Annotated in this window: 22 protein-coding genes; 14 read left to right on the forward strand and 8 right to left on the reverse strand. The window is 61.6% G+C overall.

Translation table 11 applies throughout. The features are described 5' to 3' along the window. Positions 1 to 81 precede the first annotated feature (81 nt). Positions 82 to 720, forward strand: coding sequence for a hypothetical protein (locus BLW50_RS14995; protein ID WP_090703987.1), 639 nt, complete (start codon positions 82 to 84; stop codon positions 718 to 720). Positions 721 to 849: 129 nt separating this feature from the next. Continuing rightward, positions 850 to 1,935 (forward strand): heat-inducible transcriptional repressor HrcA, encoded by a 1,086-nt coding sequence (gene hrcA / locus BLW50_RS15000; RefSeq protein ID WP_090703989.1) that lies wholly within the window; start codon positions 850 to 852, stop codon positions 1,933 to 1,935. A 12-nt stretch (positions 1,936 to 1,947) separates the two neighbouring features. Here the strand turns inward: hrcA and pgi are convergent, their stop codons facing one another. Beyond that, entirely contained in the window at positions 1,948 to 3,588 is a 1,641-nt protein-coding gene (gene pgi / locus BLW50_RS15005) for a glucose-6-phosphate isomerase (protein WP_090703990.1), read from the reverse strand. Between the two features lie 206 nt (positions 3,589 to 3,794). On the opposite strand from pgi, the gene BLW50_RS15010 reads away from it, so the two are divergent. Beyond that, positions 3,795 to 5,603 (forward strand): ABC-F family ATP-binding cassette domain-containing protein, encoded by a 1,809-nt coding sequence (locus BLW50_RS15010; protein WP_090703992.1) that lies wholly within the window; start codon positions 3,795 to 3,797, stop codon positions 5,601 to 5,603. Between the two features lie 320 nt (positions 5,604 to 5,923). Then, on the forward strand, positions 5,924 to 6,481 hold the full coding sequence (locus tag BLW50_RS15015) for a fasciclin domain-containing protein (RefSeq protein ID WP_090703994.1): 558 nt from the start codon (positions 5,924 to 5,926) through the stop codon (positions 6,479 to 6,481). Positions 6,482 to 6,551: 70 nt separating this feature from the next. Here the strand turns inward: BLW50_RS15015 and BLW50_RS15020 are convergent, their stop codons facing one another. Continuing rightward, positions 6,552 to 7,643 carry an alpha/beta hydrolase gene (locus tag BLW50_RS15020; RefSeq protein ID WP_139267630.1) on the reverse strand — a complete coding sequence of 364 codons (1,092 nt, stop codon included), beginning with the start codon at positions 7,641 to 7,643 and terminating at the stop codon, positions 6,552 to 6,554. 130 nt (positions 7,644 to 7,773) lie between these two features. Between BLW50_RS15020 and BLW50_RS15025 the strand changes: the two genes are divergently transcribed. After that, complete coding sequence (locus BLW50_RS15025) at positions 7,774 to 9,633, forward strand: ABC transporter ATP-binding protein (protein ID WP_244544255.1); 1,860 nt, start codon at positions 7,774 to 7,776, stop codon at positions 9,631 to 9,633. Between the two features lie 34 nt (positions 9,634 to 9,667). On the opposite strand, the gene BLW50_RS15030 is transcribed toward BLW50_RS15025, so the two are convergent. The 3 genes from BLW50_RS15030 to BLW50_RS15040 all read right to left on the reverse strand — a co-directional run bounded on the left by BLW50_RS15030 (position 9,668) and on the right by BLW50_RS15040 (position 11,822). Continuing rightward, positions 9,668 to 10,915, reverse strand: coding sequence for a hypothetical protein (locus BLW50_RS15030; protein WP_090704000.1), 1,248 nt, complete (start codon positions 10,913 to 10,915; stop codon positions 9,668 to 9,670). Between the two features lie 144 nt (positions 10,916 to 11,059). Beyond that, positions 11,060 to 11,482 carry an alternative ribosome rescue aminoacyl-tRNA hydrolase ArfB gene (gene arfB, locus BLW50_RS15035; RefSeq protein ID WP_090704001.1) on the reverse strand — a complete coding sequence of 141 codons (423 nt, stop codon included), beginning with the start codon at positions 11,480 to 11,482 and terminating at the stop codon, positions 11,060 to 11,062. A 22-nt stretch (positions 11,483 to 11,504) separates the two neighbouring features. Further along, positions 11,505 to 11,822, reverse strand: coding sequence for a non-heme iron oxygenase ferredoxin subunit (locus BLW50_RS15040; protein ID WP_090704003.1), 318 nt, complete (start codon positions 11,820 to 11,822; stop codon positions 11,505 to 11,507). Between the two features lie 235 nt (positions 11,823 to 12,057). Between BLW50_RS15040 and BLW50_RS15045 the strand changes: the two genes are divergently transcribed. The 4 genes from BLW50_RS15045 (at position 12,058) to BLW50_RS15060 (ending at position 16,169) form a co-directional block, all read left to right on the forward strand. Beyond that, on the forward strand, positions 12,058 to 13,140 hold the full coding sequence (locus tag BLW50_RS15045) for a HoxN/HupN/NixA family nickel/cobalt transporter (protein ID WP_090704005.1): 1,083 nt from the start codon (positions 12,058 to 12,060) through the stop codon (positions 13,138 to 13,140). A gap of 173 nt (positions 13,141 to 13,313) precedes the next feature. After that, positions 13,314 to 14,186: an SDR family NAD(P)-dependent oxidoreductase gene (locus BLW50_RS15050; protein ID WP_170850164.1), complete on the forward strand. Its 873-nt coding sequence runs from the start codon at positions 13,314 to 13,316 to the stop codon at positions 14,184 to 14,186. A gap of 35 nt (positions 14,187 to 14,221) precedes the next feature. Continuing rightward, a complete protein-coding gene (locus tag BLW50_RS15055) occupies positions 14,222 to 15,346 on the forward strand; it encodes an LLM class flavin-dependent oxidoreductase (protein WP_090704008.1) in 1,125 nt (374 codons plus the stop codon). Positions 15,347 to 15,380: 34 nt separating this feature from the next. Then, the gene (locus tag BLW50_RS15060; RefSeq protein WP_090704010.1) at positions 15,381 to 16,169 is read left to right on the forward strand and encodes an alpha/beta fold hydrolase; all 789 of its coding nucleotides are present in this window, start codon (positions 15,381 to 15,383) and stop codon (positions 16,167 to 16,169) included. Positions 16,170 to 16,181: 12 nt separating this feature from the next. Here BLW50_RS15060 and BLW50_RS15065 read toward each other — a convergent pair whose 3' ends face one another. After that, complete coding sequence (locus BLW50_RS15065; protein ID WP_090704012.1) at positions 16,182 to 17,051, reverse strand: fumarylacetoacetate hydrolase family protein; 870 nt, start codon at positions 17,049 to 17,051, stop codon at positions 16,182 to 16,184. 427 nt (positions 17,052 to 17,478) lie between these two features. Between BLW50_RS15065 and lepA the strand changes: the two genes are divergently transcribed. Then, positions 17,479 to 19,284 carry a translation elongation factor 4 gene (gene lepA, locus BLW50_RS15070; protein WP_090704013.1) on the forward strand — a complete coding sequence of 602 codons (1,806 nt, stop codon included), beginning with the start codon at positions 17,479 to 17,481 and terminating at the stop codon, positions 19,282 to 19,284. Between the two features lie 59 nt (positions 19,285 to 19,343). Beyond that, positions 19,344 to 19,751 (forward strand): (R)-mandelonitrile lyase, encoded by a 408-nt coding sequence (locus BLW50_RS15075; RefSeq protein ID WP_090704014.1) that lies wholly within the window; start codon positions 19,344 to 19,346, stop codon positions 19,749 to 19,751. Positions 19,752 to 19,791: 40 nt separating this feature from the next. Here the strand turns inward: BLW50_RS15075 and BLW50_RS15080 are convergent, their stop codons facing one another. Both BLW50_RS15080 and BLW50_RS15085 read right to left on the reverse strand, forming a co-directional pair. Continuing rightward, entirely contained in the window at positions 19,792 to 20,298 is a 507-nt protein-coding gene (locus tag BLW50_RS15080) for a RidA family protein (protein WP_170850165.1), read from the reverse strand. 229 nt (positions 20,299 to 20,527) lie between these two features. Then, positions 20,528 to 21,367 carry an NAD(P)-dependent oxidoreductase gene (locus BLW50_RS15085; RefSeq protein WP_090704018.1) on the reverse strand — a complete coding sequence of 280 codons (840 nt, stop codon included), beginning with the start codon at positions 21,365 to 21,367 and terminating at the stop codon, positions 20,528 to 20,530. Between the two features lie 228 nt (positions 21,368 to 21,595). Between BLW50_RS15085 and BLW50_RS15090 the strand changes: the two genes are divergently transcribed. The 3 genes from BLW50_RS15090 (at position 21,596) to BLW50_RS15100 (ending at position 24,840) form a co-directional block, all read left to right on the forward strand. Next, positions 21,596 to 22,417 (forward strand): SDR family NAD(P)-dependent oxidoreductase, encoded by an 822-nt coding sequence (locus BLW50_RS15090; RefSeq protein WP_090704020.1) that lies wholly within the window; start codon positions 21,596 to 21,598, stop codon positions 22,415 to 22,417. Positions 22,418 to 22,450: 33 nt separating this feature from the next. After that, positions 22,451 to 23,638, forward strand: a complete 1,188-nt coding sequence (locus BLW50_RS15095; protein ID WP_244544256.1) for a mandelate racemase/muconate lactonizing enzyme family protein — start codon at positions 22,451 to 22,453, stop codon at positions 23,636 to 23,638. A gap of 101 nt (positions 23,639 to 23,739) precedes the next feature. Then, positions 23,740 to 24,840: an amidohydrolase family protein gene (locus BLW50_RS15100; RefSeq protein WP_090704023.1), complete on the forward strand. Its 1,101-nt coding sequence runs from the start codon at positions 23,740 to 23,742 to the stop codon at positions 24,838 to 24,840. Positions 24,841 to 25,014 lie beyond the last annotated feature (174 nt).

Below are 25,014 nucleotides of genomic sequence, written 5' to 3' on the forward strand. Positions count from 1 at the left end.
CGTCACCCTGAAACCTTGTGATGTGCATCCGATCGGCCAAACGCCTAATCTCCGGAAAAATACAAAGATCGGGAGGCGGGCATGACCGTGAGCGCAACGACGTTTTCGAATCCACCGATCCCCAAGATGGCCGTCCTCGGCAAACTGTTTGCCGGCGGCCTGGCGGGACTGATTGTCTGGGAATTTTGGGCCCGGGTGCTCACGCCGCCGATCGCCGGCTTTCCGCTTGAGCCCCCGGCCCTCGTCGCCACCCTGATCGCCCGCTGGACCGGCATCGAAGTGTCCTGGACGACAGCGACAGCCCTGCACTATGCGGTGGGCATTATTGGCTATCCGATCGCCTATTGGGTGATCTCGCGCGGCTTTCGCGCTTGGGCGGCAACCTTCGATATCGCCGTCTGGGTGCTGTTTACCCTCGGCGTTGCCTGGCTCGCGGCCTCCAGCAACGCGACGCTGTTCATCGGCTTTTTCTGGCTTCTCGTCACGGCGCTTTCGGCGACACGCTTGATCAACCGCCACGCGCTGAGCGCCGATGCGCTGAGCTGGGGCTCGTTCACCTGGTTCAATGCGCTTGGCATCATGGCGCCGCTCGCCGGCCAGCCGTTTTTGCTGCTGTCCGATTATCCGGCGCTCTCCTTCATGAGCTGGGGCGGCCACGTGATCTATGGCGCGATCGCGGTTTACGTGTTTGAGCTGCTATACCGTGGAACACGCGGCTAGACGGAATCGCAACGCGATTTCGTCTAAAATCTTTTTTGATGGGTCATTGTTGCGTTTGATGGGTCCATCCAACGCTACAAAACGCTATATGCACTTGAACCCACGCTCCCGCTTCGTCATCTTAAGGTCATGGCCGCATCCTTCGACCGCCCAACTGCCGACACTGCCTCGCTCGCGAAGCTAAATGCCCGTTCGCGCGAGATTTTTCGGCATATTGTCGACAGCTATCTGGAAACCGGCGATCCCGTGGGATCGCGGCACCTGTCGCGCATCATGCCGATCACCCTGTCGCCGGCGTCGGTTCGCAATGTCATGCAGGACCTGGAAGACGCGGGCCTCGTCTATTCGCCACACACGAGCGCCGGCCGGCTGCCGACGGAACTCGGCCTGCGTTTCTTTGTCGACGCCATGCTCGAAGTCGGCGACCTCTCCATCGAGGATCGCAGCAGCATTGAGGCGCAGGTGAAGGCCGCCTCCACCGGCCAGACCCTTGAGGGTGTGCTGACGGAAGCCTCTTCGCTGCTGTCAGGCCTGTCGCGCGGCGCGGCCGTCGTCCTCACCTCCAAAGACAATGCGCGGCTGCGGCAGATTGAATTCGTCCGCCTCGATCCTGACCGGGCGCTCGCCGTGCTCGTCGCCGAGGATGGATCGGTCGAGAACCGCATCCTGCCGATCCCGCGCGATCTGCCAGCCTCGTCGCTTGTCGAAGCCGGCAACTATCTCAACGCACGGCTGCGTGGCCGCACGCTTCTCGAATTGCGCGCTGATATCGACGCCTCGCGGCAGGCGGCGGAAGCCGAACTCGATCAACTGACGGCACGCCTGATCGATGCGGGCCTGGCCAGCTGGACCGGCCCCGGCACGAACCAGCAATTGATCGTGCGCGGACAAGCCAATTTGCTCGAAGACCTGAAAGCGGTCGAAGATCTTGAGCGCATCCGCCTGCTGTTCTCGGATCTCGAAACCAAGAAGGACGTGATCGACCTTCTGGCCCGCGCCGAGACGGGCGAAGGCGTGCGCATCTTCATCGGCTCGGAGAACAAATTGTTCTCGCTCTCCGGCTCGTCGATGATCGCGGCGCCGTTTCGCGACGGGGCGCAGCACATCGTTGGCGTCGTTGGTGTCATCGGCCCGACGCGGCTCAATTACGCACGCATCGTGCCGATGGTCGATTACACCGCGAAAGTGGTGTCGCGCATGATGGAACGGCGCTGAGCGCCGCTCTCCTTACGCACCAATGCTGCGGCGATAGTTGATCAAGCCAGCGGTCGAAGCATCGAGACCATCGGTCGATTTCGTTTTATCGGAGACGATCGGCGCCAGGCGATTGCACAATTCCTTGCCGAGCTCGACCCCCCACTGATCGAAGGCATTGATATCCCACAGCACCGATTGCACGAACACTTTGTGTTCATAGAGCGCGATGAGGCGGCCAAGGGTGCGCGGATCAAGGCGCTTGTACATGATCGTGCTGGTGGGGCGATTGCCGGCGAAAACCTTGTGCGGCGCCAGTTTCGCGATCGCAGCCGCATCGAGACCTTGTTTTTGCAATAGCACTTCAACCTCAGCGCGCGAGCGCCCACGCATCATCGCCTCGCTCTGCGCCAGGCAATTGGCGACGAGCAAATCATGATGATGAGCATCCGCATCGGTCGGCTCCGCCGCGACGATGAAATCGACCGGAATGATATCGGTGCCCTGGTGCAACATCTGGAAGAAGGCGTGCTGACCATTGGTGCCAGGTTCGCCCCAGATGACCGGCGCCGTCGGCTGCGCCACCGGCGCGCCGGAGCGCGTCACCGACTTGCCGTTCGATTCCATTTCGAGCTGCTGCAGGTAAGCCGAGAAACGCCCCAGACGTTGATCATAGGGAATGACCGCCTGCGAGCCATAGCCCCAGGTATCGCGATTCCAGACGCCGATCAGCGCCATCAGCACTGGGATATTACGCTCCAGCGGCGCATCGACGAAATGCGTATCGACCTCATGGGCGCCGCGTAGAAAAGCTTCGAAATGATCGCGGCCGATGGCGATGGCCAGCGACAGGCCGATGGCGGCCCAGATCGAATAGCGACCGCCAACCCAATCCCAGAAGCCGAACACCCGCTCCGGCTTGATGCCGAATTTGGCGACGAGATCGAGCTTGGTCGACACCGCAGCGAAGTGATCGCCGACGGCGGCCTCGCCCAACGTCTTTGCGATGACGGCACGCGCCGAAGCGGCGTTGGTCATCGTCTCCTGGGTCGTGAACGTCTTCGACGAGATGATGAACAGAGTGCGGGCCGGATCGAGCGTCTTCAACGTGTCGGCGAGATCGGCACCATCGACATTGGAAACGAAATGGGCGCGCGGCCCCTGCCCGCTAAATGGCGACAGCGCCCGCGCGGCCATGGCCGGGCCGAGATCGGAACCGCCAATGCCGATATTCACCACATCGGTGAAGGTCTCGCCGTTGGCGGCCCGGATCGCACCACTGCGCACCTGTTCGGCAAAGCCGATAACTTTCTCGCGCTCGGCGACCACGTCGCCCATCACATCGTGGCCATCGATGATCACCGGCCGGCCGGAGACATTGCGCAGCGCCATGTGCATGGCGGCGCGACCTTCGGTGAAATTGACGTGTTCGCCGGCAAAGAGCGCCTTGCGCCGGCCCTCGACATCGGCTGTGCGCGCCAAAGCGAACAGCTTTTCCATGGTCTCGGCGGTAACCCGGTGCTTGGAATAGTCGAACAGCAGATCGTCGAGCCGCGCGTGGAACTTCTGGAACCGACCGGCGTCTTTGAACAGATCGGCGGTGTGGACGCCCTCCATTCCGGTCTTGTGCGCCTTGAGGGCGGCGAAAGCGGCGGCAATTGACTGCTCGGCCATAAACTCTTCTCCAGAAACGCTTTTGCGGCGAATCGGGGCAGGTTAGAGGCTGCCGCCGCAACAATTGATGAACGAGCAATCGGCCAGGGCCCCAAGAGTTCCCCAAGTGGTTCCCGAGGCTGGGTTCCGCAGGCCGCCTTTGAAGGGTTCCTTCCTGGGGCAAAGCAGGCTACGGACAGCCAGCTTCAAACCCAACAGATTGATCAATGGCCGCGCCCCCGCTTCTCCTTCTGCAAGATATCCGCCTGACGATCAGCGGCAAACCGCTCATCGAGGGTGCCGAACTGTCGGTGGCACCGGGCGAGCGGCTGGCCCTGGTCGGCCGCAATGGCTCGGGCAAATCGACCCTGCTGCGCATCGCCGCCGGTGAATTGGAAGCTGATGGCGGCACTCGCTTTTTTCAGCCGGGCGCCAGCGTGCGCTACCTGCAGCAGGAGCCGGACCTGTCGGCCTTCGACACAGTGCTGGCCTATGCCGAGGCTGGCCTTGGCCCCACCGACGATCATTACAAGGCGCGTTATCTCCTGAATGAGCTCGGCCTCTCGGGCGACGAGAACCCGGCCAATCTGTCTGGCGGCGAGGCGCGCCGCGCTGCGCTGGCGCGGGTGATCGCCGCGGAACCCGATATCCTTCTCCTCGACGAGCCGACCAACCATCTCGATCTGCCCGCCATCGAATGGCTGGAAAAGGTCTTGCGCGCCTCGCGCTCCGCCCTGGTGCTGATCAGCCACGATCGGCGCTTTCTCGAAAACCTGTCGCGCACCACCGTCTGGCTCGATCGCGGCCGCACACGCCGGCTCGAAAAAGGCTTCGGCTCTTTCGAAGCCTGGCGCGACGAAGTGCTCGAGCAGGAAGAGCTGGAACTACACAAGCTTGACCGGCGCATCGTCAATGAGGAACATTGGGTGCGCCACGGCGTGTCGGCGCGGCGCAAGCGCAACATGCGGCGCATGGGCCGGCTGCAAGACCTGCGGAGCGAACGACGCGACGCCCGCAAGGTCACCGGCACGGTGAAAATGGAAGTCAGCCAGGCGCAGCTGTCCGGCAAACTCGTCGTCGAAGCTGAGCAGGTCAGCAAGAGCTATGGCGAGCGCGCCATCGTGCGTGATTTCTCCACCCGCATCATGCGTGGTGATCGTCTTGGCGTTGTTGGCGCCAATGGCGCCGGCAAAACCACGCTGATCAAAATGCTGATCGGCGAACTGGCGCCCGATGAAGGCAAGGTGACACTGGGCGCCAATCTCGAAATCGCTTCGCTGGATCAGCGGCGCGTCATGCTGCTCCCGGATTGGACGGTGAAAGACGCGCTGACGGGCGGTGGCGGCGACTGGGTCGACGTCAACGGCCAGCGCAAGCATTTCGCCGGCTATATGAAGGACTTTCTGTTCCAGCCCGAACAGGCGCGCACGCCGGTGACGAAATTATCCGGTGGCGAACGCGCCCGCCTGATGTTGGCGCGCGCCCTGTCGCTGCCGTCGAACCTGATGGTGCTCGACGAACCGACCAACGATCTCGATCTTGAAACCCTCGACCTGCTGGAAGAGTTGATCGCCGACTATCCCGGCACGGTCATCGTCGTCAGCCATGATCGTGATTTCCTCGACCGGGTCGCCACCTCGGTGGTGGTCAGCGAAGGTGATGGCCGCTGGATCGAATATGCCGGTGGTTACACCGACATGCTGTCGCAACGCGGTTTTGGTGTCGGCGGCGAACCGCTCGCGCGCGAGGTAAAAACCAAATCAGCCCCGGCGGTCTCATCGCAATCTTCCGGCGCGAAAAAGCGGCTGTCGTTCAAGCAGAAGCATGCGCTCGAAACATTGCCGAAGCGCATGGAAGAGTTACAGGCACAGCAGGCCACGCGACAGAAGGAACTCGACGACGCATCCTTGTATGCGCGCGATCCCAAGCGCTTCGCCGAATTGTCGCAAGCCTTCGCCAAGGCTGCCGACAAGCTGGTGAAGGCCGAAGAGGAATGGCTGGAGCTGGAAATGCTGCGCGAGGAGATCGAGGGGTAGTACACCCTCGATCGTTCCTGACGGAAGCGGTTGCCCCTGGATACCGGATCACGCCTTCGGCGTGTCCGGCACGACACCAAGGTTCGCGCAACGACCAATTCGCCCATACGCTCCGAGCTTTTTTTTGCAGCCCGCTGCATAAGGCAGAACGTTGATATTCAGCGATTAACGGCTCGCAAGCTCATCCATGCTCCAGCGCCACATCGTGCTCGCTACACAATAATTGAAGCGATGCCTCATCTGAATGCTCGGCCCGGTCGTATCACTGATGCGAACCATCGCAGAGCATCGCAATTCGTTGCGATGACAGGGAGCTTCAAATGAAAATTCATCACGCACTGTTGGGCGCCGTCGTTTCGACGGCGATCCTAGGATCGGGCCTTGCTTACGCAAAGGACGTCATGGTCGGCGGCGCCGCCATGTCGGATGGCAAGACCATCGCCGAAAATGCACCCAACGCGAAGAACCTCACCACGCTGGTTGCTGCCGTTAAAGCCGCTGGTTTGGTCGATACATTGAATGGCGCCGGCCCCTTCACAGTGTTCGCGCCAACGAACGCTGCTTTCGAGAAACTGCCTAAAGGCACGGTCGAAACGCTTCTCAAGCCAGAGAACAAGGATAAGCTGAGAGCGATCCTTCTTTATCATGTCATTCCCGCCGATGCGACGGCTGCGACCGCGATGAAGATGGTCAAGGATGACGGCGGCTCTCACATGGCCAAGACGGCGGAAGGCGAAGCGCTGACGCTGAAGACGAGTGGTGGCAAGCTGACCGTGACCGATGCTTCCGGCGGCACCGCGACGGTGACGCAAGCCGACGTGATCCAAAAGAACGGCGTCGTCCATGTCATCGATCGCGTTCTGCTTCCGAAAATGTAAGCAGACGTTTCACGTAGATCGCAGGAATGGGAGTTCCGTGCTTCGAGAAAGCACGGGACATTCCCCGCAGCTATTTGTGCTGTTGCTCCAGCCATTGCGCCACCACGCCAGCGATCTCGTCCGAATTCTTCTCGATCATCAGCATGTGGCCGTTGCCGCGAATGCCTATGTCGGCGAGATAAATATGATCGAGCGCCACGCCCGCCTGGCGCAGGAAGATCGCCGTGCAGTGATCGTAAGGCGCGTGATAGGACGCCTCGGCGGTGAGCATGAGTATTTTCACTTGCGCCAACTGAGGCAGTTGCCTGGCTGGCGCCTGCTGGCTCCAGCAACGCACGCAATCGGGCCGTGACGCCTCTGCCTCCTGTACATAGTCGAGCCGCTCCCCCTCGCCCAAGGGCGGACCCCAGGTCAGCTGGATGTCGCCGAGGCCAGAGATTTTGTAGCGGCCTTCGTCGGCGAACCAGTCGGGCGCGCCGAGATTGGCGACATCGCGCAGCGGCGGGCCATTCGGCTCCAAGGCGATGAGGGCGGCCACCAGATCGGGCCTGCGGTCAGCGACCACCCAGCCGAAGGCGCCCGATTGGGAATGCACCATCAAGACGGCTGGTCCGATGCGCTCGAACAAAGCCAGCAGCGCGGCGCTGTTGAGCCGCTGCTGTTCGGCATAATCGGCGAGCGAGGGCGTCTGCGTCGCGATGAAAGCGTCATAATGGGGATCGCCTGCGGTGGCATCGCCCGGCCACTGGCTATGCAGGCGCGCCTGGGGCCAATGCTCGAATCGCCCGGGTGCGGCAAAACGCCTGTCGGCGAATTCGCGATCGAGGGACGCCAGCGGGCCCTGGACGTCGGGATGCCAGGGCGAGCGGCCCCGCGCCACCTGGTCGACCACATAGACCGCATGGCCCTGGCGCAGGAAATACTGCGCCCACCCTTCGCGGCCATCGGGCGTGCCCGTCCAATTGGTGCCGTTTTGCTGGCCGCCATGCACCATCACGATCGGGTGTGGCGCCTTAAGCTGTTGAGGAATCTGGTATTCGACGTACATCTGACCGACGAAGGGCGCGCCGGGAGAACTGTCACGATAAGAGCCGCCGGCGTAAAAATAGCCTTGTTTGGCAATCACAAGTGGCTCTCTGTCCACCGGTTTCGGCCCTGCCATGGTTTCCTCCGACATGATTTCTGCGACATCCTACCCGCCCTATCCCGAGCGGGAAGCACTTCCCGAGACACTTGCCGAGACACTTGCCGAAACACTTGCCCCCTCCTCCCACAGCCGGTAACCCCACGCCATGTCTTCTACCGGCCCGACGAAATCCGCCCCGGACCCCTGGCTTCATTCCGACACGCCGAACATGCTGAAGCGGCTGTTCCTGGACCACGGACGCCAACATATCGGCTCTTACGTGATGGCGGCGCTGCTGCTGTCGGTCGGCGCCGGCGCCACGGCGCTGTCCGCCTATCTGCTGAAGCCCGTGCTGAACGGCATCGTCGATGGCGAGCGCTTCCACGAATTGCGGCTGCTCGCCTGGGCCGTCTTCGCCCTCTTCGCCGTGCGCGGCCTTGCCACCTATCTGTCGCTCATCGTTCTGTCGCGGACCGGCAATCGCATCATCGCGGAAGTGCAGGCACGGCTGTTCGATCACCTGCTGTTGCAGGACATGCGCTTCTTCCATGACCGGCACTCGTCGGATTTCATGACGCGCATCGCCCAGGCGCCGAATTCCATCCGCGACACCTTGCAGGCGCTGATCACGGCCTTCGGCCGGGAACTGCTGACCCTCATCGGCCTGATCGTCGTGATGTTCGTGCAGGACCCGATGCTGGCGGCCCTCTCGCTCCTGACCTTGCCGGCGGCGGCGCTGCTGCTCGGACGCATGATCGGCAAGGTGCGCAAGTTCGCCCGCCGCTCTTTCATGGGGAATTCGCAGATCCTCGAAACGATGCAGGAGACCGTACAGGGCAGCCGCATCGTCAAATCGTTCAATCTCGAAAGCACGATGCGGGCGCGGATGGCGACATCGATCCGCGAGGTCGAGCGTTCGATGAACCGCGTTGCCGCCGGCATGGCCGCTTCAAGCCCCATCGCCGACGCGCTGGCCGGCTTTGCCATCGGCGCGGTGATTTTCTACGGCAGCTGGAAAGTGACCGTGCAGGGCGCCGACGCCGGCTCGTTCTTCTCCTTCGTCGCCGCGTTGTTGATGGCCTATGAGCCGGCTAAGCGGCTGGCGCGGTTGAAACTGGAAATTCAGAACGGCCTTGTCGGCGCTAAACTGGTCTATGAAGTGCTTGATCGTCCGGCGAGTGAAACGCCGCAGCCAGGCCTGCCGACCCTGCAGGTTGGCGCCGGGCGCATCGAGACGCAGAGCGTGCGCTTCAGCTATCGCGATGACGAGGACGTGTTGAGCGGCCTGTCGCTCACCGTCGAGCCCAATGAGACGACGGCATTGGTTGGCCCCTCCGGTGGCGGCAAATCGACCATTATCGCGCTGCTGCAGCGGTTCTATGTGCCGGACGCTGGCCGCATTCTGATCGACGGGCAGGACATTGCGCAGGTCAATCTCGCCTCGCTCAGGGCGCAGATCGCTTTCGTCTCCCAGGATGTCTTCTTGTTCCGTGGCACGATCCGCGAAAACATCGCGCTCGGCCGCCTCGGCGCCACCGACGACGAGATCATCGCTGCGGCGAAGAAAGCCCATGCGCATGATTTCATCATGGGCTTCGGCAGCGGCTACGAAACCAATGTCGGCGAGCACGGCGCGCAACTGTCCGGCGGCCAGAAGCAACGCATCGCCATCGCGCGCGCCATTCTCAAGAACGCGCAGATCATCCTGCTCGACGAACCGACAGCGGCGCTCGATTCCGAATCCGAGCGCGAGGTGCAGAAGGCGCTCGATGAAATGCGCATCGGCCGCACCACCCTGGTGGTGGCGCATCGCCTGCAGACGATCATCAATGCCGACCGCATCTATGTGATCGAAAGAGGCCAGGCGGTGGAGTCTGGCACGCACAGCCAGTTGATCAACGCCAACGGCACCTATCGCGCCTTCTTCGCTTCGCAGTTCGGCGAGAGTGTTGAAAGTTTCCGAGCATTTTCGAGCGAAGCGACGAGCGGTTCGCGCGAAGAAAACGCATCAACACGAAGATCCTAGGCAAAATCGCGTTTCGATAAAAACGCGATTTACTCTAGGGCCGCGGCCGTAGCACCGGCGCGTCCGTCACCACGCGCGCCGCCGGCCGCACCGTGCGCGCCTGGGCATTGATGACGCAGGTGAAGCTGATCGTTGAAATGCAGATCAGAGTGATCCACCAGATCTGCATGGTCGCAAGCCCCGAGAAGGCCACGACCAGGATGCAAACCACGCCCGCCAGCATGAAGGACGCCGCCGGCACCGGCAGGCGGCCAGCCGCCCGCAGACCGAGCGAGACAAATGTCGCCATGGCGATGGCGCCGACAATGCCGAGATCATACCAGACTTCAAACAGCAGGCTGCGCGGCGTGAACGCCGGCAGATAGCCCGAGGCGAGGCCGCGCACCGTCATGTCGAACCCATGGCCGGTCAGCACGCGCCAGCCTTCCATGCGGATCAGTTCGGCCCACAGGAAATAAGGCTGCGCCCAGACGGAGACCGCCGGCGGCAAGTGGCCGGCGAGGAAATACTGGCCGAGCAGCGCCAGGGCCGGTGCGAACAGAATCAAACCGGCGCAAATGACGACGAGAATTCTCGACACGCGGCGCGGATTGGACGAACCGATCGAGAAAACCAGGGCGGAAACGACCATGGCAGCCAAAGCCGCTGGCACCCAGACGACGGTCGCGGCCCCTGCCGTGGCCACCGCCAGCGCGCCGGCCGAGGCCCAGCGCTCGCGCACCGCCAGCGCGCCCAGCGCCGGCCAGACCAAGACGACCAGGCCAAGGGCGGCACGCTCAATCGACGTGCCCTCGGGATCGGGCAATTCACGCAGCTCCGGCGGCAAAGCGATGGCGACGGCGATCGTGGCGATGGCGGCGATGCCGACGCCGATCGGCATCAGGTTCAGATTGGAAGTGCGCGTGCGCCCCGGCAGCATGAAGATCGCGGCCACCGCCAGCGCCACCGTCGCCGCCGTCTTGCCATAGCGCTCCAAGGCCAGCCCCTGAAATGGTGTCCACAGCAGGGACAGGCCGACCCAGACCAACAGCAGGACCAGCGCCTGCACGACCGGCGAGAACATCACCTGTCGGGACGGCAATAGGGTGTGGCGGCTGGGGGCCAGCAGAGCGCCGAGCAGGATCATCGCGACGCCGACAGGCACGAGCGTGAACAGGAGCCGCCGCGAATAGATCGCCCCGGTTGGCACGACGATCAAAATGATCGCCAATCCAAGCCTCAGCATCAGTTGCGCGGCTTCGGCGGCAAAATCGGCCTGCTGGTGGCGGGCTGTGGCGGGCATGACGTGACTGCGAACTGTGAGAGCAACACTGCAATTTCGCGACGCCGAAACGTCGCCTTGATGACTTTACACAGCTTGGTGCCCAGGAACTGTGCGATTGCAGCAACAGTCGTGGCAAAAGCGCAACGTGATCCGTGACTTCTGTCAGTCGTCCTTAACCGGGGTGCGGCGCAGCGATTTTCGCTGCGAATCCTGTTTTTTACCATCCAGACGGCGACGTTTGGAGGCCAGGGTGGGACGCGTCGGCCGTCGCGGGATGGGGGCGATCGACGCCTCGCGGATGAGCGCGCACAGACGCTCCATCGCATCGGCGCGATTAAGCTCCTGGGTGCGGAAACGATCGGCACTGAGCACCAGCACGCCATCGCGGGTGATCCGGCGCCCGCCCAAGGCCACGAGTCGCTGGCGAACGTCGTCGCTTAGGTTTGGCGATCCAGCAACATTGAAGCGAAGCTGGACGGCGCTCGCCACTTTATTGACGTTCTGCCCACCGGGACCGGAGGCGCGGACGAAATTGAGCTCGATCTCGTTATCGTCGAGGACGATGGAGCGGGTGACGCGGATCATGCCAGGCCACTCCTCCGTTGCCTCAGGCCAAAACGGCGAACACCTCGTCGCCGACGACTTTCACTTCATAGATTTTCAGCGCCACACTGCAAGGGGACTGACGCGGTTCGCCGCTGGGAATGTGAAATGTGCCAAAATGCATGGCGCATTCAATTTCATCATCGACGATTTCCCCTTCCGACAGACTGGACAGGCCGTGGGTGCACCGGTCGGAGGTCGCGTAAAACTGACCGTTGAGATTGTAGACGCAGATATCGCCATCGTCACAGGCCACCCGCTTCTTGTCGCCGGGGCTCAATTCGTCCTGCCGGCACAGCAACACCAAATTCGCTTCAGACACCGTTTCCTCCGGCTATTGTGAGTTCCGCCTCGCTTACTGAGCGCCGCCGCCGCTGGCAAGCCTGCCGGGCGGGCCTGCATTATTGTGCCCCAAGCGGTTCTCGCCGGAATGGTTCTTGCCTGAACCTTCTGATCGATTGACGGGACCAGACGTCCTCCCTATAGCCCTGTTAGGCAGTTTTTGGCTGTTCATCATAACATCGGACAGCCCGGTCCAGGGATGGAGACCACAGACAATGACGCTGGCGCCAGGCCTGACGAAAGGGATAGCCAGTCGGCTGGCCATCGAGCCCAAGCACGGGCTGCGCCAGCGCCTCATTCTCCTCTACACAGTGCTTCTGACGGCTAACATCGCCGCCTGGCTCTGGGCCTTCGCGGTTTTCCGCGACCAGCCGGTCATGCTCGGTACGGCCTTCCTCGCCTATGTGCTGGGTCTGCGCCATGCGGTCGACCCGGATCACATCGCCGCCATCGACAATGTCACCCGCAAACTGCTGCAGGACGGTGGCCGGCCGGCGACCGTCGGCTTCTGGTTCGCACTCGGCCATTCAACGGTCGTCATCATTGCCTGTCTCGTCATCGCCTTCCTGGCGTCGGGCGCCAATGGACTGATGGAAGAGTTTCGCGACATCGGTTCGCTGATCGGCACGATGGTCTCGTCCCTGTTTCTGCTCGTCATCGGCATCGCCAATCTGGCGATCTTCATCGGTGTGTGGCGGACCTTTCGCAATGCCCAGCGCACCAGACGCTATCGCGAGGAGGATCTCGACGCCGTCGTCGGCCGGCACGGCTTCCTGGCACGCCTGCTGCGGCCGCTGTTCGCGCGCATTTCCAAGAGCTGGCACATGTACCCGCTCGGCTTCCTGTTCGGCCTCGGCTTCGATACCGCCACGGAGATCGGCCTGTTCTCGCTCGCCGCCGCCAATGCGGCCGACGGCGTGTCCCTCTCAACGGTGATGGTGTTTCCCGTGCTGTTCGCCGCGGGCATGGCGCTGGCCGATGCGACCGATGGCACCTTGATGCTGGGCGCCTATGAATGGGCCTATGTCAATCCGATCCGCAAGCTGTTCTACAACCTCGTCATCACCGGCTTGTCGGTGTTCATCGCTTTGATCATTGGCCTTATCCAAGGCATGGGGCTGATCGCCGAGAAGCTGGAATTGAGCGGCACGTTCTGGACAGAACTGGCCGCTGTGCGTGATCATTTCGATATTCTCGGCTTCATCATCGTTGGCCTGTTCATCGCCGTCTGGGCGATCTCGGCCCTCGTCTACAAGCTCGGTGGCTACGACGCGATCCAGCTCGAGAAGGAAGCCTGAGCAAGCCCGTTAGCGATTGCGTGTCGCCCAAAGGTGGGCTCCTGCCCCGTTCTTTCGTCTGCTGTCTGATCATGTGCGCTATGGTATAGCCGCATAGACAATCGTCTTCCGATTGACGATAAGTCCCTCAATATCAGCCAGCCTGAAAAGACAGAATGGCGACGGGGGGACGCATGCAGAACTTCCAAGGCAAGACGGCCTTCATCACCGGAGCTGGCTCCGGCATCGGCCTCGGCATGGCCCGCACCTTCGCTCGCAATGGCATGAATATCGTCCTATGCGACATCCGCCGCGATGCGCTCGACGATGCTCTGGCGCAGGTGAACAAGCTTGGCGCCCAGGCGATCGCCATAGAAGTCGATACCTCCGTGCGTGCCTCCGTCGATGCGGCGACGCAACAGGCACTCGATGCTTTCGGGAAAGTGCATGTCCTGTGCAACAACGCCGGCATTTCCATGCATGGCGTGCCGATCGAGAAACTCCCGGTGCGCGATTGGGAATGGGTGATGGGCGTCAATATCAACGGCGTCATCCATGGCTTCCAGAATTTCATTCCGCACATGCGCGAACATGGCGAAGAGTGCCATATCGTCAACACCGCTTCGATCGGCGGCTTTCGCATCCAGCCCGGTTGGGACACCGGCCCCTATTCGATGACGAAATATGCGGTGGTGGCTTTGTCGGAAGCGTTGGAACAAGATCTCGAGGGCAGCAATATCGGCGTCTCCGTACTCTGCCCCGCCGCCGTCAAAACCGGCATTTTTCTCTCCGGCCGCTCTCGACCGGAACGCATGGGTGGCTCCTTCAACCGTCAGGAGAGCGAACAATTCTCGCATCTCCTCAATGAAGGGTTTGAGCCGGACATGATCGGCAAGCGCGTGCTGCGCGCCATCCGCAACGGCGAGTTCTTCATCTTCACCCATCTATGGCCGCGCGAATTGATCCAGGCGCGCCATGATCGGTTGGTCCGGGCCTTCGACGACACCCAGGCCTGGATGGACGAGGAAGGCATCGTCAACGAAGAAGCAGCGCCGAAATCAAACTAACGCCCGCACCACTCTTTTCAACAACGGACCCACCTATGCATTTCTCATTCTTTCATCTGATGCCGTGGACCGAGCTCGACGAGGCCCCGACGCAATGGCCGGCGCGCAACGCGCCGTTCCGCCCCGAGCGCGGCACCGAGCTCTACGACACCTATCTTACCACCATGGCGCATGCGGAAACCTGCGGCTTCGACTGGGTCGGCGCCAACGAGCATCATTTCTCGCCCTACAGCATGATGGCGAATTGCAATCTTGTCGGCGCGGCGATGACGCAGCGGACCAAATCGATCAAGCTCGCCATGCTCGGCAATCTGCTGCCGCTGCTCAACCCGGTCCGTGTCGCTGAGGAATATGCCATGCTCGACGTGATGAGCGGTGGCCGGCTCGTCGCGGGTTTCGTGCGTGGCATTCCGCATGAATATATCGCCTATAATGTCGCGCCCGATGAATCGCGCGGGCGCATGCGCGAAGCTCTAAACATCATCCTCAAGGCATGGACCGAGCCGGAGCCCTTCGGCTGGGAAGGCGAGTTCTATCAATATCGCGCCATCTCGATCTGGCCAAAGCCGCGGCAGACGCCGCATCCGCGCATCTTGATGTCCGCGAGTAATCTCGAATCGGCGCAGTTCGTCGGTGAATTCCCGTCGATGGTCGGCCTCACTTTGGTCAGTGACCTTGATGTCGCGCGCTCCATCATCGACGGCTTCCTCGCCAGCGCCCACGCTCACGGCCGCACGCCCGGCCCCGAGGACATCCTTGTCGGCCAGCAGACCTGCATCGCCGAGACGGACGCGGAAGCCGAAGACATCATGGAAAAAGCCCTGGCTTATTTTCATGGCGTGCTGATGCGCCCGCAACAGGACGCCCAGCGCATCGTCATCCAGAAAACCCGCTTCTTTGGCCAGGAAGGCGCCGGCGAATATTTCATGAAGCGCTTGCAGACCCTGAAAGGCCGCTCCATCAAGGAACAAATCGAGGCAGGCTCGATTCTCTGCGGCAGCCCGCAGAGTGTGGTGAAACAGATCAAACGGCTCAAGCAGCATCTTGGCGCCGGACACATCAATATGAATATGAAGCTCGGCAACATGCCTGACGCTGCCGTCATCAAGGGCATGGAACTCTTCCGTGACAAAGTTTTGCCGGAAGTACGTGCACTTTGAGCGCCATATTTTTAGCAACGAATAGGATTTCGACGTGACTGATATTTCATTCACCGAGCGTGATATCGCCCTTTCAAGCGGATCGTTGCGTGTCCGCACGGCCGGCAAAGGCCGTCCTCTGCTTCATCTGCACAGTGCCGCCGGTCCCCGCGTGTCGGGTATGGTGGAAGCCCTCGCCGATCATCATCTCGTGCACGCGCCTGTCCTGCCCGGGTTCGATGGCACGGCGAAACATTCGTCGGTGACGACGATGACGGGCCTTGCTGATCTGATGGCAGAGTTCATCACCAAGGAATGCGGCGGCGAAGCCGACATTGTTGGCGAAGGCCTTGGCGGCTGGGTCGGACTATGGCTGGCGCAGCGTCATCCAGCGCTCATTGGTCTGCTTGTGCTCGAAGCGCCGGCTGGCCTGCGCCGCGACGAGCTGATCGCCCGCCCGGCCAACGACGAGGAGCGGCTGCAGCTTCTGCATGCGGTGAGCGCCAATGTGCCCAAGGAGACGCGCACGCCGCAAATGCTGCAGAATAATCGCAAGGCGCTGCAGGATTACACGCAGGGGGTCGATTTCGATGAGGCGCTGGCAGCCCGACTGGGCGAGATCAAGGCGCGCGCGCTGATCCTGATGGGGGCGCTTGACAAGATGGTGCCGCGCGAAACCGGCCATATTCTTAAGGCCGGTATTCCGCAGTCGCATCTAACCTATATTTGGGGCGCGGCGCATGCGATCGAATTTGATCAGCCGCAACGCACAAGCGCGCTCGTGCTCGATTTTCTCGATCGCGGCGAAAGCTTTCTCGTTCGTCAGGCGGCTGGAGCCGCCTGACGAGACGTCCAATCACTTCACGGCGACGTTCATCTCGCCGATCTTCTCGATCCAGCAATGCATGACATTGCCGGATTTGACTTCGCTCACGCCTTCGGGTGTGCCGGTCATGATGATGTCGCCGGGATAGAGCGAGTAGATAGCCGAGGCTCGGACGATCAGATCGCGGACGTCGACGACCAAGTCCTTCGTATTGGCGCGCTGGCGTACTTCGCCGTCCACCTCGATGCCAAACTCCAGCGCATCGGGATCGGGAATTTCATCGGCGGTGACGAGCCAGGGGCCAAGCACCGAATAGGTGTCGGCGGACTTACGCCAACTGCGATCTTCCGTGCCGCGCACCACCATGTCGAGGCCAATGGCATAGCCAGCGACATGATCGAGCGCCTTGTCGCGCGAGATGTTCTTGCCGCCCTTGCCGATGATCAAGGTCAGTTCGATCTCGTGGTCGTTGCGCCGATCAGGCCAATGCAATTCGACCTTTTCGCCAGCACCGATGAGGCCGGTTTGCGACTTGAGGAAGAGGCCCATTTTATCGATTGGCGTGGCAAAGCCTTCAAAGGTCGGCATGTGGACGCCGTGGTGGATCGCGGGGTCGTGCGCTTCCTTCGCATGCAGCAGGTAGTTGACTGGCGCGGCAATGACACGCGGCGGATTGGCCACGGGCGCGTCAAGCTTGATGGACTTCAGCGGGATTGACTTCGCCAACTTGGCCGCTTCGCGCATCGCCGGCAGCAGTTTGTCGAGATTGGCGATGAACTGATCGCCGGTCGGAACCGGCCAGCGCAGCGGCGGCAAAGCCTCCAGCACGCTTGTCACATCGCGGACGTTATCGCCCTCGACCACGCCAATACGACCATTGTCAAAACGACAGATTTTCATGGGTTCGTTCTTTCCCTGATTTGCGCATGGCGGCTCGCAAGGCCCTCGCGCTTATGCGGTGCGGGTAGCGAAACCTCGCGGCCTTTGCAAGGCAACCACAGGCGGGCAAGGCGCGCCGCGCCGGCCTCGACGGCCTTTGTAGATTCACGTCCCACGCCGGGGGACCGCTCCGTGTATACACGGAGCATCGGCCAGGAACTGACCGGGCTCATCGGGACGAGATATCCATACCCGTGCTCGCCTGGTGCGCGAGTGACGCGCACCAGGCCAGAATGCGAAATAAATTTTCGCCCAAGGGCCTCAGACAGCCCGAAAATGCCCTTTATAGTTAAGTTCAAGATCGAATTCGTCCAGAAAACGCGTCGCCAGGCGGACTCCGCCGCACTGCCCCTTTCGCGGCTGGTTAACGGATGATATCCCCCGCCCCATGACCACCCACAGAATCGAAAATATCCGCAACTTCTCGATTGTCGCGCACATCGACCATGGCAAATCGACCCTCGCCGACCGGCTGATTCAAACCACCGGGACGATGGCCGAACGCGACATGGTCGAGCAGGTGCTCGATTCCATGGATATCGAGCGTGAGCGTGGCATTACCATCAAGGCGCAGACCGTGCGGCTCGAATATCGGGCCAAGGACGGCAAGGATTACGTCCTCAATCTGATGGACACGCCCGGCCACGTCGACTTCGCCTATGAAGTGTCGCGCTCGCTGGCGGCCTGCGAAGGCTCGCTCCTGGTGGTCGACGCGTCCCAGGGCGTCGAGGCGCAGACATTAGCCAACGTCTATCACGCGCTCGATGCCGGCCATGAGATCGTGCCGGTGCTCAACAAGGTCGACCTGCCAGCGGCAGAGCCGGATCGGATCAAGCAGCAGATCGAGGACGTGATCGGGCTCGATGCCTCCGACGCCGTGCCAATTTCGGCGAAGACCGGCCTCAACATCGACCTGGTGTTGGAAGCCATCGTCACCCGCCTGCCACCGCCGCAAGGCGACGAGAAAGCGCCACTGAAGGCCCTGCTCGTCGACAGCTGGTATGATGCCTATCTCGGCGTCGTCGTGCTGGTGCGCGTCATCGATGGCGTGATGAAGCGCCACCAGAAGATCAAGATGATGGGCACCGACGCCCATTACGAGATCGAGAAGATCGGCGTATTTCGGCCGAAGATGCAGGACGTGGCGCAGCTCGGCCCTGGCGAGATCGGCTTCATCACGGCGCAGATCAAACAGGTGGCCGACACGCGCGTCGGCGACACCATTACCGAAGAACGACGCGAGACGGCCTCGGCCCTGCCCGGCTTCAAACCGGCGCAACCTGTCGTGTTCTGCGGCCTGTTCCCGGTCGATGCGGCCGACTTCGAAGATCTGCGCGCCGCCATGGGCCGCCTGCGCCTCAACGACGCCAGTTTCTCCTACGAAATGGAATCCTCCGCCGCGCTCGGCTTCGGCTTCCGTTGCGGATTTTTGGGCTTGCTGCATCTGGAAATCATCCAGGAGCGGCTGCACCGTGAGTTCAATCTCGATCTGATCGCGACGGCGCCCAGCGTCATCTACAAGATTCACATGAACGACGGCGAAGTGATCGAGCTGCACAACCCCGTCGACATGCCCGACGTGGTGAAGATCGACACGATCCATGAGCCGTGGATCAAGGCGACGATCCTGACGCCGGACGATTATCTCGGCTCCGTGCTGAAACTGTGCCAAGAGCGGCGCGGCTTACAGGTCGACCTCTCCTATGTCGGCAAGCGCGCCATGGTGGTCTATGAACTGCCGCTCAACGAAGTGGTGTTCGACTTCTACGACCGGTTGAAATCGATCTCGAAAGGCTATGCCAGCTTCGACTACCAGATCACCGACTATCGCGAGGGCGACCTCGTGAAAATGTCGATCCTGGTCAATGCCGAGCCGGTCGACGCGCTCTCAATGCTGGTGCATCGCAGCCGCGCCGAGATGCGCGGACGCGTGATGGTGGAGAAGCTGAAAGAGCTGATCCCGCCGCACATGTTCCAAATTCCGATCCAGGCGGCCATCGGCGGCAAGATCATCGCGCGTGAAACCGTGCGCGCCCTGCGCAAGGACGTGACGGCGAAGTGCTACGGCGGCGACGTCACCCGCAAGCGCAAGCTGCTCGAGAAGCAGAAAGAGGGCAAGAAGCGCATGCGCCAATTCGGCAAGGTGGAGATCCCGCAGGAGGCGTTTATCGCCGCCCTGAAGATGGACAGCTGATCGGCCTGTCTTCCGTGTCGGTGATCATGCTAGCGTAGCCAAAAGAGAAGGACACGCCCATGATCATCCGACCGCTCGGCTCCATTCCCTCAGTCCGCGCCCCGGCCTCTTACTTCACCGGCACCGTGTGGCAGGATCCGATCATTGAAGCCCCCGAGCCCGCCGGCCAGCGCGCCGTGCGCGTCGCCTTCGAGCCGGGCGCCCGCACCGCCTGGCACACCCATCCGCTCGGCCAGACATTGTTCATCACCTCAGGCGTCGGCCTGGTGCAGGTGTGGGGCGGAAGCGTGCGGGAAGTGCGCGCTGGCGACGTCATTTATTTCGCGCCGGAAGAAAAGCATTGGCACGGCGCTGCGCCGAAGATCCGCATGGAACACATGGCCATGCAGGAGGCCAAGAACGGCAAGCATGTCGATTGGCTCGAACATGTCACCGACGAACAATACGCGGTGAAGCCTGGCGACTGAGCGGCTTCGCCGGGCGCGCCGAGCTATCGCGAGAGCGTGTTCAGTCTGGCAGCGCGGCCGTCACTTCCACTTCGATCAGCATGCCGGGGATGGCGAGCTGGCTGACGTTGAGAAATGTATGCGGCGGATAAGGCCCGTCGCCGAGCGCGGCTTTCTTGCAGCTGTTATTGGCGGCAAGGCTGCGCGGATCGGTGACATAGGTGACGATCCGGACAATATTTTTGACCGAACCGCCCTCACGCTCGAGGATCGTGCGGACGCTGTCCCAGGCCGCTTTGCACTGCGCTGCAAAGTCACCGACGTACTGAACCTTGCCTTCCTTCTCCTCCTCCGATCCAACGCCGGAGAGAAAAAGCCAACGGCCCGGCCGCTTCACACTTGCGGCTTGCGAAAACCCCACGCGAGCCTGCCAACTACCCCAGTTGAGATAACGCAATTCAAAGCCAGGGCCTGTCTGCGCCAAGGCTGGACCATCCCGAAGCACAAATCCGCCAACCACGCTCAATAGAGCCGCTGCGGCAACCGCCCCCTTCAACTTGTATGTCATAGCCTTTGCTCCCCAATACATTGGTGTATGCATGGAATCATATTATGCATGCACTTGTATCTAACTGTCCACACCAATTCTCGTGGGTGGATGGGAGCCACGCCAGACCACAGTCACGCGCACAAGCGTCCTTGGCGACGCCCATGTAGCGCCGAGGTGCAACGAACGAACGGGGAGGTTTGCGGAAGCTTGGGCGGCCACGCGGGCCGCCTCAATATGCCGGCGCGAACTAGCTCTTCTTCTCTTCGAACGGGAAATGTTCCTCGCGTTCGATCTTGATGCCCTTGATGACTTCCTTGACGATACCGCTGAGCGGCAAGCTGACACGCAGCCGGTCCGCCTCCGTCAGGGCGATCATCATATCACGCTCGGCCGACGGCATGGCATAGCGCTGGGCTTGTGTTTCCAGCGCCCAGTTGGCGGCACTGCTGTCGAGTAGCATCTCGCGCATGACGACGTCATCGACGCCATATTTCCCGGCCAGTTTGAAGCCTTCGTGATTGGCCGAAACGCAGGTCCAGAGGATCAGATTGTTGACCATCTTACCGACCTGGCCCGAGCCGACGTCGCCCAGGCGATAAACGGAGCTGGCGAAGGTGGAGAAAGCCTTCCGGCAAGCGTCGAACACCGCCTTCTCGCCGCCGCCGGTGATCAGCAGCTTGCCCGCCTCCGCCGGCCGCTCGCCCCGGCAGATCGGCATGTCGAGGGGCGCCAGTTCATGTTCGCGCAACCGCGCGCCGAAACGGATCATGCTTTCGGGAGAAATCGTCGTGGCGATACCGACGATCGTTTCGGGCTTGGCGCGTGCCACGACGCCATCAGGCGCGAAGAGGACTTTTTCGACCTCCTCTTCCTGGGCCACCAGGACGATCACAAGATCGGCTTCAGTGACTGCCTGCCCCGGCGATGTCGCAACGGCAATGCCTTTGCACGCGGCTGACTTGCAGGCCTTAGCATCGACATCGAAGCCGGAAACGACGAAACCGCCGTTCAACAGATGGCGCGATATCGGATTGCCCATCTTGCCCAAGCCAATCACCGCGACATTTTTGATGTTGCGTGGGGCCATGCGTTTTAGTTTCCGCCCGTTTCGCCGGCGCCCTATGCACCGGCTTTCTTGGTTGGGCGATACTGTCGCCACGCGGACGTGACCTTGTCAATGGAAAGAAGATTGGGAAAGAAGGTTGGGCGAGAAGGCTCGGACACAGGGGCGGAGCAGCAGGGAGAGAGAATGGCGGCGACCGCTTGCTTTGCCGCGATGCCACCTTCATCCTGCCGCCAACGAACGGGAGGCAAGATGGCCAGGGTTGAAGATATCTTTGCGGTACAAGGCAAATCCATCGTTGTGACGGGCGCCGCCAGCGGCATCGGCCTTGCCATCGCCGAAGCCATGGCGACCAACGGCGCCAAGGTGACCATGGCGGATCGTGACGATGCGGCGGTGAACCGGGAAGCCATGCGTTTGCGCGATGCCGGATATGCGACCAACGCCATGATCGCCGACGTCACCAAGGATGCCGAACTCCGCCAGCTGTTCGACAGCGTGATCGCGCGCGAAGGCCGGCTCGACGTGGTTTTCGCCAATGCCGGGATCAGCGGCGGCCCTGGCTTCCTACGTACCGATAACTCCCGCAATCCGGACACGGCCTTCGAGGCGCTCGGCGACGACCTCTGGGAGCGGGTGATCGACACCAATGTCCATGGCGTGATCCGTACCCTGCGGGCGGCGATCCCGCAGATGAAGAAGCAGGGCGGCGGCAAGATCGTTGTCACCAGCTCGATCTCATCGATGAAGATCGAGCAATATGTCGGCTCGAGCTATGTGGTTTCAAAAGCGGCGGTGGGACAGATCGTGCGGCAGGTCGCCATCGAACTGGCGCGCTACAACATCAACGTCAACGCCATCGCGCCCGGCCCCGCGATCACCAATATCGGCGGCGGCCGGCTGAAAGACGCGGAGGCTCGTGCGCCGTTCGAAAAAGCCAATCCGATGCACCGCCTGGCGACGCCGCAAGACATGCAGGGCGCGGCGCTGTTCCTGGCCTCGCACGCTTCCGACTATGTCACCGGCATTCACATCGTCATCGACGGCGGCCTGGTGCTGGGATCGGCGGATTGAACAGCACGGATTAAAACAGTCTCGGGGGGACACGTGAAAATCGTCAAACTGGAGCAGTTCCACGCCGACATGGGCTGGCGGCCGGCTTCCTTTCTCAAGATCACCACCGACGAAGGCCTCGTCGGTTGGGCTGAATACGCCGAGAATTTCGGCGCCGGCGGCGTCAGCGATCTGCTGCGGCGCTTCGCCCCGATCATCCAGGGACTTGATCCCCGGGAAGTGGGCAAGCTCACCGCCTCGCTGCAGGCGATCACGCGGCTGGCGGCGGGCGGTCTCAACAATCAGGCCATCGCCGCCATCGAGAATGCCTGCCTCGACATCAAGGCGAAGGCGCTCGGCGTGCCCGTCTATGCTCTATTCGGAGGCCCCTTCCGCACCCGCCTGCCGGTCTATTGGTCCCATTGCGGCAGTTTCCGCGTCCGCTTCGCCGATCTGTTTGAGAGCTGGGGCAAGCCACGGATCGAAACCCTGGACGATCTCAAGACGCTCGGACAAGAGGCGACAGCGCGCGGCTTCACAGCCATCAAAACCAACCCGCTGTTTCAAGACGGCGGCAAGCTCAAAATGTTCGAAGGCGGCTTCCGCCTCTATCCCAAACTGCTCGAGCGCAATATCGACAGCACCTTCATCGGCGCGATTACCGACATGCTCGCCGCCTTCCGCGAGGGCCTTGGCCCGCAAACCGGCCTCATGCTCGACATCAATTTCAGCCAGCGCACGGAAGGTTTCCTGCGCATCGCGCGAGCGCTGGAACCGTTCGATCTGACGTGGTTTGAAATCGACATGCACGATCCGCAGGCTTTGGCGCACGTGCGCCGTTCAAGCCGGGTGCCGATCGCCTCGCTGGAATCGATCCATGGCCTGCGAGGATATCGGCCCTATTTCGAGGAAGGCGCCGCCGATGTCGCCGTCGTCGACGTGCCGTGGAATGGTCTCTGGGAATCCGTGCGCATCGCCACCCTCGCCGATGCTTATGAAGTGAATTGCGCGCCGCATAATTTCTACGGCACGCTCGCCAGCATCATGAGTGCGCATTTTTGCGCCGCCATTCCCAATTTCCGCATCATGGAACTGGAAGTGGACGATGTGCCCTGGCGCGACGAGTTCGTCACTGTGCCGCCCACACTTGATAACGGCGAATTCGTTCTGCCCACCGGCCCCGGCTGGGGCACTGAGGTGAACGAAGAGGCCCTGCGCGCCCGGCCCTGGCCACGACGCTAGAGCAAATCGCGTTTCGACAGAAACGCGATTTTGCCTGGTATCGTCGGACGCGCTACAAACGCTGAAACACAAGCGCCCTATCGCGCCCGGAGGAATTCGCCATGAATGTTAATGCGCCGAAAGCGCAGTTCAGGCCCAACAGCAAGCTCGCGCTAGTCGATTGCGATATCCATCCGCGCCTGCGCGCGCCAGAAGACCTGAAGCCTTACCTGTCGTCGCGCTGGTGGGACACGTGGCAGACCTATGGCCTGCGCAAGCGGCACGGCTTCGTCAAAGGCCATCCCTATCCCAAATCACAGCCAGGCGATGGCGCGCGGCGCGATGCCTGGCCCACCAATGGCGATCCGCCCGGCAGCTCCCTGCAACTGATGCAGGAGCAGCACCTCGATTATCACGGCGTCGACGTCGGCATCATGAATCCGCTTTGGCCGGGATCGGGCGACCAGAACCTCGATCTCTCCGCCGCGCTGGCTTCCGCCCATAACGACTGGCAGCTCGATTTCTGGCACGCCAAGGAGCCGCGCCTGCGTCCCTCCATCGTCGTGCCTTACGAGAACATCGAAGCGTCGGTGGCGGAAATTCACAAGCGCGCCGCTAACAAGGCGTTCTGCCAGGTGTTTCTCCTAAGCCGGACCAACGAGGCTCTGGGCCGGCGCAAGTATTGGCCGATCTATGAAGCGGCGGTGGAACACAACCTGCCAATCGGCATTCATGTGTTTGGCTATTCCGGCATTCCGATTTCCAATTCGGGCTGGCCGTCCTTCTATATCGAGGAAATGGCCGAACACGGCACCGCCTGTTCAGCCCTTATCTCCTCGATGATCATGGAAGGACTGTTCGAGCGCTTTCCCACGTTGAAAGTGGTCATGATCGAAGCTGGCTTCGGCTGGGTGCCTTCGCTGGGCTGGCGGCTCGACAAGCATTGGCAAAAGATGAAGGACGAGGTGCCGCATCTGAAACGGCCACCGTCGGAATATCTGAAGCAGAACGTCTACGTCACGACGCAACCGATCGAGGAGCCGGAGAAACCGGAATATCTCGTCGATCTGATCGACTGGATCGGCTGGGACCGGGTGATGTTCGCCAGCGATTACGCCCATTGGGACTTCGACGATCCGGTCTTCGCCGTGCCGACGAACTGGAGTGAGGAGCGCCGCCGCAAGCTGCGCTTTGAAAACGCCATGGGCGTGTTCCGCCTCTAGCAGCACACGCGAATACCTTCCCGTCATTGCGAGCGAAGCGAAGCAATCCAGGATTCGAGGTGTATAATCATAGTGAATACGCCTGCACCAGAGGCACTTCTTGACACTCTACCACGCGCCCCTGGATTGCTTCGTCGCGATGCTCCTCGCAATGACGGTGAGGGTTCGCCCGCC

Source organism: Beijerinckia sp. 28-YEA-48 (assembly GCF_900104955.1).
In the GTDB taxonomy this organism is placed as follows: Bacteria; Pseudomonadota; Alphaproteobacteria; order Rhizobiales; family Beijerinckiaceae; genus Terripilifer.